General features: G+C 68.2%; 11 protein-coding genes. 7 read left to right on the forward strand and 4 right to left on the reverse strand.

Annotation, left to right across the window (positions count from 1 at the left end):
* Nucleotides 1-65: 65 nt before the first annotated feature.
* Nucleotides 66-1,658, reverse strand: a complete 1,593-nt coding sequence (purN, locus tag GRS48_RS13385; protein WP_159487345.1) for a phosphoribosylglycinamide formyltransferase — start codon at nucleotides 1,656-1,658, stop codon at nucleotides 66-68.
* A gap of 166 nt (nucleotides 1,659-1,824) precedes the next feature.
* Here purN and purB point away from each other — a divergent pair, with 166 nt between their 5' ends.
* The 7 genes from purB to GRS48_RS13420 all read left to right on the forward strand — a co-directional run bounded on the left by purB (nucleotide 1,825) and on the right by GRS48_RS13420 (nucleotide 9,748).
* A complete protein-coding gene (gene purB / locus GRS48_RS13390) occupies nucleotides 1,825-3,288 on the forward strand; it encodes an adenylosuccinate lyase (RefSeq protein WP_159487347.1) in 1,464 nt (487 codons plus the stop codon).
* 267 nt (nucleotides 3,289-3,555) lie between these two features.
* Nucleotides 3,556-4,332, forward strand: coding sequence for a class I SAM-dependent methyltransferase (locus GRS48_RS13395; protein ID WP_159487349.1), 777 nt, complete (start codon nucleotides 3,556-3,558; stop codon nucleotides 4,330-4,332).
* A 26-nt stretch (nucleotides 4,333-4,358) separates the two neighbouring features.
* Entirely contained in the window at nucleotides 4,359-4,787 is a 429-nt protein-coding gene (locus tag GRS48_RS13400; RefSeq protein ID WP_159487351.1) for an FxLYD domain-containing protein, read from the forward strand.
* A gap of 69 nt (nucleotides 4,788-4,856) precedes the next feature.
* Nucleotides 4,857-6,557 (forward strand): oligosaccharide flippase family protein, encoded by a 1,701-nt coding sequence (locus GRS48_RS13405; protein ID WP_321168457.1) that lies wholly within the window; start codon nucleotides 4,857-4,859, stop codon nucleotides 6,555-6,557.
* Between the two features lie 108 nt (nucleotides 6,558-6,665).
* Complete coding sequence (gene proC / locus GRS48_RS13410; RefSeq protein ID WP_159487353.1) at nucleotides 6,666-7,442, forward strand: pyrroline-5-carboxylate reductase; 777 nt, start codon at nucleotides 6,666-6,668, stop codon at nucleotides 7,440-7,442.
* On the forward strand, nucleotides 7,435-8,331 hold the full coding sequence (gene proB, locus GRS48_RS13415; protein WP_159487355.1) for a glutamate 5-kinase: 897 nt from the start codon (nucleotides 7,435-7,437) through the stop codon (nucleotides 8,329-8,331). The genes proC and proB overlap by 8 nt, the downstream gene beginning before the upstream one ends.
* Nucleotides 8,324-9,748 (forward strand): glutamate-5-semialdehyde dehydrogenase, encoded by a 1,425-nt coding sequence (locus GRS48_RS13420; protein WP_159487357.1) that lies wholly within the window; start codon nucleotides 8,324-8,326, stop codon nucleotides 9,746-9,748. Before proB ends, GRS48_RS13420 begins: the two co-directional genes overlap by 8 nt.
* A gap of 461 nt (nucleotides 9,749-10,209) precedes the next feature.
* Here the strand turns inward: GRS48_RS13420 and GRS48_RS13425 are convergent, their stop codons facing one another.
* The 3 genes from GRS48_RS13425 to GRS48_RS13435 all read right to left on the reverse strand — a co-directional run bounded on the left by GRS48_RS13425 (nucleotide 10,210) and on the right by GRS48_RS13435 (nucleotide 13,274).
* Nucleotides 10,210-10,938, reverse strand: coding sequence for an HNH endonuclease (locus GRS48_RS13425; protein ID WP_159487359.1), 729 nt, complete (start codon nucleotides 10,936-10,938; stop codon nucleotides 10,210-10,212).
* A 321-nt stretch (nucleotides 10,939-11,259) separates the two neighbouring features.
* Nucleotides 11,260-11,814 carry a GMP synthase subunit A gene (locus GRS48_RS13430; protein ID WP_159487361.1) on the reverse strand — a complete coding sequence of 185 codons (555 nt, stop codon included), beginning with the start codon at nucleotides 11,812-11,814 and terminating at the stop codon, nucleotides 11,260-11,262.
* A gap of 134 nt (nucleotides 11,815-11,948) precedes the next feature.
* Nucleotides 11,949-13,274 carry an OFA family MFS transporter gene (locus tag GRS48_RS13435; protein ID WP_200840283.1) on the reverse strand — a complete coding sequence of 442 codons (1,326 nt, stop codon included), beginning with the start codon at nucleotides 13,272-13,274 and terminating at the stop codon, nucleotides 11,949-11,951.
* Between the last annotated feature and the right edge of the window lie 20 nt (nucleotides 13,275-13,294).

Genomic DNA, 13,294 nt, shown 5'->3' on the forward strand with positions numbered 1-13,294 from the left:
AAAAGCCCCCCACACGATCCGGCGGCGGCTAAGTCGCGCCGGAGGCAACGCGATCCGGCGGCGGCTCAGTCGTGCCGGAAGCAGCGCGATCCGGTGAACGCCATCGCCATGTCGTGTTCGTCGGCGGCGGCGATCACGTCCTCGTCGTTGACGGAGCCGCCCGGCTGGACGACGGCTTCGACGCCCGCCGCGGCCGCCTCCTCGATCGCGTCCGGGAACGGGAAGAACGCGTCCGAGGCCATCACGGAGCCCTTGGCGTCCTTCCCGTCGGCGTCCTTCTCGGCTTTCATCGTCGCCAGCGTCACCGCGTCGACCCGGGACACCTGCCCCATCCCGACGCCGACCGTCTCGGTGCCGGTGGCGAGCAGGATCCCGTTCGACTTGACGTGTTTGAGCGTCTTCCAGGCGAACAGCATCGTCTCGACCTGCTCGTCGGTCGGGGTGCGCTCGGTGACGAACTCGAGGTCGTCCGCGGTCGGCGACAGCAGGTCGCGCTCCTGGACGAGCCGCCCGCCGACGATCGGTTTCTCGGCGAAGCGCTCGACGTAGCGCGCCTCCCCCTCGCCGAGCGGGCCGACGTCGAGGACGCGGAGGTTCCCCTTCTCGCGGAGCACGTCGAGGGCGCTGTCGGTGTAGCCCGGCGCGACGACGACCTCCTTGAACGACTCCGTGATCGCCTCGGCGGTGTCGGCGTCACAGGTCCGGTTGAGCGCGACGATCCCGCCGAAGGCGGACTTCGCGTCCGTGCGGAGCGCGCGGTCGTACGCGTCCGCGAGCCGCTCGGCGGTCGCACAGCCGGCCGGGTTGGCGTGTTTGATCACGGCGGCGGCCGGCTCGTCGAACTCCTTTATCAGGTCGAGCGCGGCGTCGGCGTCGTTGTAGTTGTTGTACCCCATCCCCTTCGCTCCGGAGTTCAGCTCGGCGGCGGCGACGACGGTCGCCTCCTCGCAGGCGTCGTCCGCGTAGAGCGCGGCGTCCTGGTGCGGGTTCTCGCCGTACCGCAGGGACGCGGCGCGGTCCTCGGAGACGAGCCGGCGCTGAGGGAACGCGCCGCCCGTGTCTCCCTCGACGGTGACGGAGTCGGCCGCCTCGTCGACCGTCACCCGCCCCTCGGCGAACCAGCGGACCGCGCGGGGGTACGCGGCGAACTCCGCCTCGTGGAGGACGCGGCGCTTGAGCGAGGCCTCGTCGTCGTCGCCGTAGACGGGGACGGGCTCCTGGGTGACGATGGGGCCGGCGTCGACCGCCTCGGTGACGACGTGGACGGTACAGCCGGTCGTGCGGACGCCCGCGTCCAACACCTGCTCGTGGGCGTTCGCGCCGGGGAACGACGGCAGCAGCGACGGGTGGACGTTCAGCGTCGTCGGGACCGCATCGAGGAACTCGGTCGTCAGCACGCGCATGTAGCCGTCGAGACAGACGACGTCGAAGTCGTACGCCGACAGCCCCTCGAGGACCCGCCGTTCGTGGGCCTCGCGGGACTCGTCGGGGTCGCGCGAGACGACCTCGGTCGGGATCCGGCGCTCGGTCGCCGACTCGAGGACCGGCGCGCCCTCCCGGTTGGTCAGGACGACGGAGAGCTCCGCGCCGCCCGGCGCGACGTCGTCGATGTGTAACAGGTTCCGTCCCCGGTTGCTGGCAAGGCCGGCGATCTTCATACGCTGAGGTCCGAGCGGTCGCGTAAATCGATTGCGGTCGATGCCGCGATCGATCCACGAGCGCGCATTAAAAAGGCATTCAAGACGGGGTAAGCCGGATGACCTATACACTCATGTGGGTCCCTCCATCGACACGCTTTTGCGGGCTCCCCGGGCAGGGTCGACTATGACCGACGACGCCATCGTCGACCTGTCGCGGGAGGACCCGCTCGCCGCCGTCTCGCCGCTCGACGGCCGCTACGCGGGGCGGACGGCCCCCCTCGTGCCCTACGCGAGCGAAGCCGCGCTGATGCGCGCCCGCGTCCGCGTCGAGGCGGAGTACCTGATCGCGCTCGCCGACCTCGAGGCCACGCCGCTCGCGCTCGACGCCGACGCCCGCGCGAGCCTGCGGGACGCGTACGGCTCCTTCTCGGCGGCCGACGCGCGCCTCATAAAGGCCCTCGAGACGCGCGGCGCGGAGGGATACGCCGCGACCAACCACGACGTGAAGGCGGTCGAGTACTTCCTCCGCGTCCGGCTCGACCGCGCGGAGGCGGAGGGGGTCGTCGCGGACGCGGCGGCGCTGTACCCGTGGGTCCACTTCGGGCTCACGAGCGAGGACGTGAACAACCTCGCCCATCGGCTGTTGGTGAAGCCCGCGGTCGCGTCGGTCCTCGTGCCCGCGGTCCGGGAGGTCCGCGACGCGCTCGTCGACCTCGCACACGACTACCGGGGGACGCCGATGCTCGCGCGGACCCACGGCCAGCCGGCGACGCCGACGACGTTCGGCAAGGAGATGGCCGTCTACGCCGCCCGTCTCGGCCGGGCGCTCGGGCGCGTCGACGCCGCCGTCGACGGGCTCGCCGGCAAGCTCGCCGGCGCCTCGGGCACGTATGCGGCCCACGAGGCCGCCTACCCGGGCGTCGACTGGCGGGCGTTCTCGGCGGGGTTCGTCCGCGACCTCGGGCTCGATCACGCGCCGCTCGCGACGCAGGTGAACCCGTGTGACGACCTCGCCGCGCTCTTCGACGCGCTGCGGGGCGTCAACAACGTCCTGCTCGACCTCGACGTCGACGCCTGGCTGTACGTCTCCGACCGCTACCTCGGCCAGCGGGCGGTCGCGGGCGAGACGGGGTCGTCGACGATGCCGCACAAGGTGAACCCGATCGACTTCGAGAACAGCGAGGGGAACCTCTCGAAGGCGAACAGCGACCTGACGTTCCTCGGCGACTACGTCACGAGCTCCCGGCTCCAGCGCGACCTCTCGGACTCGACGGTGAAGCGGAACGTCGGGGCCGCGTTCGCCCACTGCCTGCTCGGCTACGCGAAGGCGGGCGACGGGCTCTCGAAGGTCGTCCCGAACGAGACCGTAATGCGCGAGGAGCTGGAGGCGACCCCCGAGGTGATCGGCGAGGCGGTCCAGACGATCCTTCGACGAGAGGGTGACACCGACGCCTACGAGCGCGTGAAGGAGCTCACCCGCGGGCGGCGGGTGACGCTCGACGACTTCCGCGCGCTGTTCGACGACCTCGACGTCGACGCGGCCGTCCGCGACGAGCTCGCCGCGTTGACCCCGGCGGGGTACACCGGAGTCGCCGACGCGCTCGTCGACGAGATCGGCGAGCCGGACGCGGCCGACGGGAGCGACTGACCGCGGCGAGCCACGACGAGAGCGACGACTGACCCCGGCGAGGACGACTGACCCCGACGAGAGCGATGATTGACCCCGACGCGCCCGGTTCCGACCGCTCACTACGGGTTTTTAAGTCCCGCTCCTCGCGGAAAGACCTTTAAAAGCGGGTCTCGCCCGGCGACCGCGTCTCGCCCCTGACTCCCACAGCCACGAGCCACCGCCGACGTGCGTGCGACGGGGCCGCCGCCGTCCCCTTTTAACCCGGCGGCGGCCGTACCGTCGCCCATGACCGACTCGTCGGCGGCCGCCTTTTATACCCGGTACGCCGCGCTCTACGACCGGATCGCCACCGACGCGCCGTTCGCCGCGGGGCTCCGCGAGCGGGTCGTCGACGCGCTCGACCCCGCCCGCGGCGAGGTGGTCGTCGAGATGGGGTGTGGCACGGGGTCGAACCTCCCCCTGCTCCGCGAGCGCGTGGGCGCGGCGGGGGCCGTTATCGGGGTCGACTTCTCGGCCGGCGTCGTCGCCCGGGCTCGCGACCGGGTCGCGCTGGCGGGGTGGGACAACGTCCACGTCGTCCGCGGGGACGCCACCGCACCGCCCGTCGCGTTCGCGGACCTCCCGCGCGACGCCGCGCCCGCCGGCGAGGTCGACGGCGTCCTCGTGACGTTCGTCACCGGGATGATCGACGACCCCGCTCGGGCCGTGGACCGCTGGTGCCGGGTCGTTGGCGCGGGCGGCCGCGTCTGCGTCGCGGGGTTCGCCCGCAGCACCCATCCGGTCGGGCGGGTCGGTAACCCGCTGTTCGCGGCCGGCGTTCGCCTAGGGACCCCGCCCGGTCGCGGCCGGGGACGGCCCGAGTCGCCCGTCGAGCTGTTGGACCGCCGCGCGCTCGCCGCCCACCGCCGCGTCCATGCCCGCTGTGCGGACGCGACGACGACGCGACGCCTGCTCGGGTTCGCGCGGATCACGTCCGGGAGCGTCGACGACCCGCCTCGGCCGGGCGGTCCCGCCGGAGCCGCACCCGGCGAGGAGTCCCCCGACGGCCACACCCCTTATTAGTCTCGCACGCCACGTGCTGACAAGCAATGCGCCGTCGTCGCTTCCTCGCCGGGGCGGGGCTCGTCGTCTCGAGCGTCCTCGCCGGCTGCAACGGGACCGAGACGGACGACGACCCCGGATCCTCCGACACCGACGACGGGGACGACGGCGACGACGAGGACGAGCCCCTCGCGCGCGTCGTCGAGAGCGAGCTCGTTCGGGAACGCGAGGGCACCGACGAGGAGCGCGTCGCCGTCGAGGGCGTCGTCGAGCGGGTCCGGGAGGAGGAGATCACCTACCTCGAGGTCCGCGTCGAGTTCCTCGGGGAGGAAGGCGAAGTGCTCGACAGCACCGTCGAGCACCTCGACGACGTGACAGAGGGGGACCGCTGGCCGTTCACCGTCGCGTTCTCCGGCGTCGGGGAGGCCGCGGCGCGCGTCACCGACCACTCGGCGACCGTCGTCGAGAACCCCTGAGATGTCCCGGCTCAGAGACGGTGACCGGGGAGAACGGATGCCGGCACGACCGCCGGCCGGGGGCGGAACGTGAGCGAGCCCCCCCGCGAGGACGGGGCGGGCGCGAACGACGAGGAGCGGCCCGACGACGACCGAGGCGACGACGAACGGCCCGGCGACGAACGGATCGACCGCGAGGAGTCGACCGACCGCGACGAGCCGGGACGGTCGCGTCCGGCCGACCGCGAAAGGACCGCCGACCGTGGGGACGGCCCTAAAGAAAAGAGCAGCGAGACGATGGCCGAGCAGGGCGGGATCACGTTCGGCGGGGAGCTGATCAAGAAGGCGTTCGGCTTCCTCGTCGTCGCGCTCATCACCCGGCTCGTGAGCCCCGGGGTCTACGGGCTGTTCGTGCTCGCGACGTCCGTCCTCCACCTGCTGCAGGTGTTCGCGAGCGCCGGGCTCCACCGCGCCATCGACTACTACGTGCCCCAGTACCTCGCCGCGAACGAGCCCGGGAAGGCCCGGGGCGTCACGCTGCAGGTGTTCGGGCTCCTCCTGCTCACGTCGACGACGACGGGCGCGCTGTTGTACCTCGGAGCCGACCGGCTGGCGGCGGTGTTCGGGGAGCCCGCGCTCGCGACCGCGCTGCGGATGCTCGCCGTCGCGCTTCCACTGTTGGCGGTGTTCAACGGTCTGATGGCGTCGTACGCCGGCATCAAGCGGCTCAAGTACCGGGTGTACGTCCGCGACGTGACCCGGCCGACGGTCCGGCTCCTCGCCACCGCGGCCCTGCTGATCGCGGGCTACGGGCTCCTCGGGGTGGTCGGCGGCTTCGTGATAGGGCTCGCCGTCGCCATCGTCCTCGGCACGGTCATCCTCGTCAGACACGACGCGCTTCGGGGCGCGTCGGCGTCGCTGACCCCGTTGCGCGAGGTGCTCTGGTACGGGGTGCCGCTCGCGCTCGCGGGCGTCATCTACGTCGTGATGGGACAGGTCGACTACTTCGTCGTCGGCTACTTCCTCGCGTCCGAAGACGTCGGCATCTACCGCGTGGGGTACATGCTCGCGGCGAACCTGCTCGTGTTCTTCTCGTCGCTCGCGCCGGTGTTCAAGCCGCTCATCGCGGAGGAGCGGCGCGACGGCGACGCCGTCGCGAAGCGGTACCGGACCGCGACCCGGTGGGCGCTCGGGTTTTCGCTGCCGTTCGCGGCGATCCTCGTGCTCGGCGCGGAGGTGTACCTCTCGATCGTGTTCACGCCGCAGTACGCCGTCGCCAGCGGGGTCGTCCTCGCGCTCGTCGTCGGCTACCTCATTAGCATCACCGCGGGCGGCCCCGACGGCGCGCTGCTGCAGGGGCTCGGCTACTCGCGGCTCGTCTTCGTCAACTCCGGGCTCCTGCTCGTCGCCAACGTCGTCTTCAGCGTCCTGCTCGTGCCGCGATACGGGATCCTCGGCGCGGGGCTCGGGACGATGCTCGCGCTGTCGCTGTCGGGGGCCGCGGCGCTCACCGAGGTGTACTACTACCGCGGCATCCACCCGTTCTCGCCCGCGCTCGGCCGCGTGATCGCCGCGTGGCTCCCCGCGCTCGGGGCCGGCTGGGTCGTCGTGACGGTCGTCCCCGACCGGTTCGTCGTCGCGGTCGTCCTCCCGGTCGTCGTGCTCGGCGTCTACGTCGTCGCCGGGCGCGCGCTGGGCGCGGTCACCCCCGACGACGTGCGCGTCGCCGAGGCGGTCGCGCCCGCGCCGGTCGTCGCCCGGCTGCGGAGGGCCGTCGACGGGGAGCCCTAGCGGGGACGGCCGCGGATCGGACCCATCTCGGAACCCGAACGGGCCCCGCTCCGGGCCCGAACCGAGACCGTAGCTGGTATATCCGTCAACACGCTTCGTACGGACGAGATGACACGGGTGAGCGTTATCGGCTGCGGGAACATGGGCGGTGCCTTGGTCAAGGGGCTCGGTCGGACCGACGAACACCGGGTGACGGCGATCGACCTCGACCCCGAGGCGCTCGAATCGGTCGCGGACGACGCCGCGGAGACGACCGACGACGTCGCGGCGGCCGCGGAGGCCGACGTCGTCGTGCTCGCGGTGAAACCGAGCATCGTCGAGGCGGTGCTGGCCGACCTCGACCTCTCGGCGGACCAGACGCTGGTGTCGCTGGCGGCCGGCGTGCCGCGGTCGTTCGTGGCCGCTCGGACCGACGCGACGGTCGTCCGGATCATGCCCAACCTCGCGGCGGAGACGGGGAACATGGCCGCGGCGGCGACCGCTGACGGGCTCACCGACGAGGTGCGCGCGCTGCTCGACGACGTCGGCGAGTTCATCGAGGTCGACGAGGAGCTGATGGACGTCTCGACCGCCGTCAACGGGAGCGGCCCGGCGTTCGCGTTCTACCTCATCGACGCCGTGAAGACGGCCGGGATCGAGGGCGGGCTCGACCCCGATCAGGCGGAGACGCTGGCGGCTCAGACGTTCAAGGGGGCCGCCGAGACCGTCCTGCGGGACGACCGGAGCGTCGACGAGCTCATCGACGCCGTCTGCTCGCCGAACGGGACCACCATCGAGGGGATGGAGGTGCTGTGGGAAAGCGACGCCGACGACGCGGTCGCCGACGCCGTCACGGCCGCCGAACGCCGCTCCGCGGAGCTGTCGGAGGCGTTCCGGGATGAGTGAGACGGCCCCGATCGACCGCGTCGACGCGGAGACCGTCGCGGCGGGGCTCGACGAGGCGGCGACCGCAAAGCGGGTCGTCGTCAAGGCCGGCACCAACTCCCTGACCGACGAGGACTCGCGGCTCGACCGGGTGAAACTCGACAAGCTCGTCGCGGACATCATGGACCTCCGGGAGCGCGGCAAGGACGTCGTGTTGGTCTCCTCGGGGGCCGTCGGGGCCGGGATCGGCCGGATCGACGCCGAGAACGGCGGCCCGGTCGAGGACCGCGAGATCGAGCCGATCGAACACAGCCAGGCGCTCTCGACGGTCGGACAGGGCCACCTGATGCGCCACTACACGCAGAGTTTCGACCGGTACGACCAGACCGTCGCCCAGATCCTGTTGACCGGGCAGGACCTCGACACGCCGGAGCGCTTCCGGAACTTCACGAACACGGTCGAGACCCTCCTGGAGTGGGGGGTCGTCCCGATCGTCAACGAGAACGACGCGGTCGCGACCGACGAGCTGCAGATCGGCGACAACGACATGATTTCGGCGTCGATCGCGATCGGCCTCGGCGTCGACCTGTTGGTGACGCTCACCGACGTCGACGGCGTCCACACGGGCAACCCGAAACGCGATCCCGACGCCGAGCTGATCGGCGCGGTCGGCGACAACTACGACGCGGTCCGGGGCCGGATCGACGAGACGGCGTCCGGCTCCTTCGGCGGCATCCTCACCAAGGTCGAGGGGGCCCACGACGCCAGCAACCACGGGATTCCGGCGATCATCGCCGGGTCGGAAACCCGCGACGTGTTGGAACGGATCGCAACGGGGAAGCCGACGGGGACGCTGTTCGTTCCCATGAGCGCGGAGTCGAACGCCCGCACGGAACACGACAATGAGTGACACAGCACACGACACCGACGCGCAGGTGACGGCGGCCGAGCGCGCCGCGTTGCGGCTCGCGAACGTCGACGAGCAGACGCGGAACGCGGCGCTCCGAGCGATCGCCGACGCCATCCGCGAGCGCGAGGCGGAGGTCCTCGCGGCGAACGCCGAGGACGTCGCGGCGGCGGAGGAGGCGCTCGCCCGCGGGGAGTACACGGAGGCGCTCGTCGACCGGCTGAAGCTCGACGGGACGAAAGTCGAGAGCATCGCGAGCATGGTCGAATCGGTCGCCGAGCAGGACGATCCGCTCGGCGAGACGCTGACCGCCCGCGAGCTCGACGACGGGCTGGAGCTGTACCGGGTCGCCGTCCCGATCGGGGTCGTCGCGACGGTCTTCGAGTCGCGGCCCGACGCGCTGGTGCAGATCGCGGCGCTCGCGTTGAAGTCCGGCAACGCCGTGATCCTCAAGGGCGGCAGCGAGGCGAGCGAGTCCAACCGGGTCCTCTACGGTATCGTCCGGGAGGCGGCCGCCGAGGTCGTCGCCGCGCGCGACGCCGACGAGGCGGACGTGGACGGCGGGGCGAACGACGCGGACGGCGGGGCGGCCGACGCGGACGCCGGGATCCCGGACGGTTGGGCGCAGCTGATCGAGGCCCACGAGGAGGTCGACCGGCTGTTGGAGCTCGACGACCACGTCGACCTGGTGATGCCGCGAGGCTCCTCGGAGTTCGTCTCGTACATCCAGGACAACACGCAGATCCCCGTCCTGGGCCACACGGAAGGGGTCTGTCACGTCTACGTCGACCGCGACGCCGACCTCTCGATGGCCGCGGACGTCGCGTTCGACGCGAAGGTGCAGTACCCGGCGGTGTGTAACGCCGTCGAGACGCTGCTCGTTCACGACGCGGTCGCGGAGGCGTTCCTCCCCGAGATCGTCGAGCGGTACGAGGCGGCCGGCGTCGAGCTCCGCGGCGACGAACGGACCCGAGAGATCGTCGACGTGGGGGCGGCGACGCCCGCGGACTGGACGGCGGAGTACGGCGACCTCGAGCTGTCGATCAAGGTCGTCGACGACGTGTACGCGGCGATCGAACACGTCAACGCGAACGGGTCGAAACACACCGAGTCGGTCCTCACCGAGGACGCGTCGACCGCCGAGACGTTCATGACCGGCGTCGACGCCGCCAGCGTCTTCCATAACGCCTCGACGCGGTTCGCGGACGGCTACCGCTACGGGCTCGGGGCCGAGGTCGGCATCTCGACGGGGAAGATCCACGCCCGCGGTCCCGTCGGGCTGGAGGGGCTGACCACGTACAAGTACTACCTGGAGGGCGACGGCCACCTCGTCGCGACGTACGCCGGCGAGGACGCGACGCCGTTCACGCACCGCGAGTTCGACGGGTCGTGGACGCCCGGGCGGCGGTCCCAGCGGTAGCCGGCTGAGTGCGAGCCTCGGCTCGGACGGTTCCGTCACGGCCGATCGGTTTATAAGTGCCTCCGTTGAAATCACGTCCTTCGGACATATTCTCGTGTGGAACAGCTGATCACTGAAAGGTGCGAGTTGGCCGCCGACATACCTACCAATTAGTGTGAATGTTCTGAACGTTATGTAAGATACATGGCGCGAATTAAGAGAGGTGACAAGTCAATCTACGACAAATAACGTATAACACGGCAAGTAAGTATTTATTGCCGATACTCTCGTTTCGCGCCTCAAAATACCTTTTCTAAATACTCGTTGATTTTCGTTCACTGGTTGGACGTCATACTAGCCGGGCGCGAGATGGTCAATGGCTGCCTATTTTCTACAAATAATGCGAATATTGACATATAGAGGCGTCTAACTTAGATCATGAGCACATAAACTCTACTTTTCACCGCGTTAGTGCCAAAAAATTAGACTTTCCAAGATGTTTTACCCTCCTCAATACGATCTATATCGCTTCCAGTCATTGTAAATAAACTTCGGAATTTATCGGAGATAAATTTTATATTTTCATCAGATACTAGAGACCGGATTTCCTCGCGGAGAGATTTTAATTCCTCAAGAGTTTCAGGTTGAACACCTTCGGAGCTTTTAATCTCTCTATTTATTTCACGTTTTTTCGATTGGTAGTTTTCTACGACTTGTTCTAACTCATCCAAATTTTCCTTGACAAGTTTATATTTCGACTGATAGTAATCAAATCCAACAATTATGATAAACAGGGGGATGATTAAAGTTAGAAAATTGGATGTGATATACACTACCAATAGTGATGGTATGATAAGCAGGATCGCTAATCGACTCGTTAGTAAACCGGCTGGGTTGTGTGTGATGTCCTCATCTGCATTCATAACGTCAAGCTGGAGCTCAATTGTTACCGTCGGATCTATTGGTTTAGATATGTTGCTAGAATTACCAAGAGGTCGGCCATGAATCTCACTATGACAAGAGCTACATAATGTCGTTAAATTAGAAATTTTATCACTCCCACCTTCGCTCCGAGGGACAACATGATGAGCATGTAACTCAGCATTTCCATTTGACCCACCTTGTACCCCACATTCTTTGCAGGTATAGTTGTCCCTTTTATAAACCTTTTTGCGTAGTTCGTCCCAATTAGAAGGATATCCAGAACTCATTCTAATACCTACTCGTAATTGTTTATTTACTAAGTATGTTATGTTATAACCTCCTACGGTATATCGTTCGCCTATACTAACCGAAACCGGATCAGATTATATCAGCTACTAAGGATTTCAACAGGTCTATTTATAAGTAATTTCGGACCGCCGTGGTCGAGTTGATACGGACGCAGAACCGCCCACTCTTCGGTTTATAATCCGTTTCGGAGGAGCGTCGTCCGGTGTCAGGTGTCGTCCGGCATTACTTAAAAGACATCACGGGGGCGTGCGGCACGGGGTGTGCAGAGCGGAGCGCGGGAGCGTGCGGCGCGACCGCCGTCAGTTCGACTCGCAGATCGCGACGAAGTTCTCGAAGACCTCCTCGCCGCGCTCGGTGTGGGCGACCTCGGGGTGCCACTGGACGCCGTAGAGCCCCTCCTCGACGTTCGACATGGCCTCGATGCCACAGACGTCGGAGGTCGCGGTGCGGACGAAGCCGTCGGGGAGCGCTTTCACCTCGTCGGCGTGGGAGGCCCAGACCCGCGTCTCGGGCGCGAGCGAGCCGACGAGCGGGTCCTCGTCGTCGACGATCTCGACGTCGACGTCGGCGTAGCCGCCGTAGTCGCCGGCGTCGACGCGGCCGCCGCGCTCGGCGGCAATGACCTGCATCCCGAGACAGATCCCGAGGACGGGGGCGTCGAGGTCGAGGTAGTCGGGCGCGTTGCCAATGCGGTCCATGTCGGGGCCGCCCGAGAGGACGATCCCGTCCGCGTCGATCCCGTCGGCGGCCGCGTCGGCCGCGACGATCTCCGTGTCGACGCCCATGTCGCGGAGCGCGCGCTGTTCGAGGTGAGTGAACTGGCCGTGGAGGTCCACGACGACGATCCGAGTCATGCCCGCGATTGGCGGGTACCGCACAAAAACCGCTCGAAACGAAGCGCAGGGACGTGTCGTGTTTTGCGATCGCGACGGAGTGGCGATCCACGAGCGTGGATCGCAACCGCGATCGCTCGCCCGGGCCGCAGCCCTCACTCCGGCGAGCGGAGCAGGAACCCGACGAGGCCGGCGGCCACCGCGAGCCCGCCGCCGAGGAGGAACGCCGCGTCCCAGCCGATGACGCCGATGAGCCAGCCGACGACGCCGCCGCCGAAGACGCCGCCCCACATCTTGCCCGAGTAGACCAGCGAGTAGTTGGCCGAGGAGTGTTTGCTGCCGTAGTAGTCCGCGACGAGGCTCGGGAACAGCGAGAACTGCGAGCTCCAGAAGAAGACGGCGATCGCGACCGCGACCACGTAGCCGACGCCGCTGCCGAGCTCGGCGAAGCCGACGACGGCGATCGTCCCGACCCCGCAGGCGAGGAACGACACCGCCGTGATCCGCTCGCGGTCGAGACGGTCCGAGAGCGCCCCGAGAACGAGCCGCCCGCCGGCGGAGCCGAGCGGCAGGATCGTCGCCGCCAGCGTCGCCATCCCGGCGGTCAGCCCGGAGTCTTCCGCATAGAGGATCGCCCGCGCCGTGATCATCAGCCCGGCGGCGCTGACCGCGAAGAACATGAAGTACATCGCCCAGAACTGCCACGTCCGGACCATCTCCCGCCACGTGTACTGCACCCGACCGACCGTGGGGTCGACGCCGGGGTCGCCGTTCGCGTCGCCGTCACCGTTCGTGTCGTCACCGTCGTCGCCGTCACCGCTCGCACCGTCGGTTTCGCCCCCCGACGAGTCCCGAGCGGCCCCGCGGTCCCAGCCGTGCGGAGGGTCCTTGAGGACGACGGTGCCGACGACGATCCCGACGCCGATGAGCGCGCCCATGCTCCAGAGCCCGGTCGCGAACGCGCCGTCGGCGATCATGTATCGGATGAAGGGGACGAACGCGGCGCTCCCGGCCGCGAACGCCATCGTGCCGATCCCCGTCGTGAGCCCGCGCTTGTCGGGGAACCACTTCACCGCGGTGTTGACCGCCACGGTGTACACCATGCCGACGCCGACCGCGCCGACGGCGTACACCGCGTACACGTGCCAGAGTTCGGTCGCGAACGCCAACCCGACGTAGCCACCCCCGGCGAGGACGCCCGCGACGAGCGTCACCGCCCGCGGCCCGTACCGGTCCCGCCACCAGCCGGCGGGGAACTGCACGAGCGCCATGATCACGACGTACGCCGTGAACACGAACCCCAACGCCGACAGCGACGTGTCGAGCTCCACCGCGAGGGGCCCCTCCAGCGACGACCAGACGTACTGGTACGGGCTCACCAGCGCCATCATGGCCGCGGCGGCGACGATCTGCCACCAGCGCGAGTAGCCGAGGATCCGTTTCGACTCCGCGTCCGGGTCGATGCCGTGTCGGTTACTCATCGAAGGTCGTGGTGCGCGAT

Origin of the sequence: Halorubrum sp. JWXQ-INN 858, assembly GCF_009806985.1 — an archaeon.
GTDB lineage: Archaea > Halobacteriota > Halobacteria > Halobacteriales > Haloferacaceae > Halorubrum.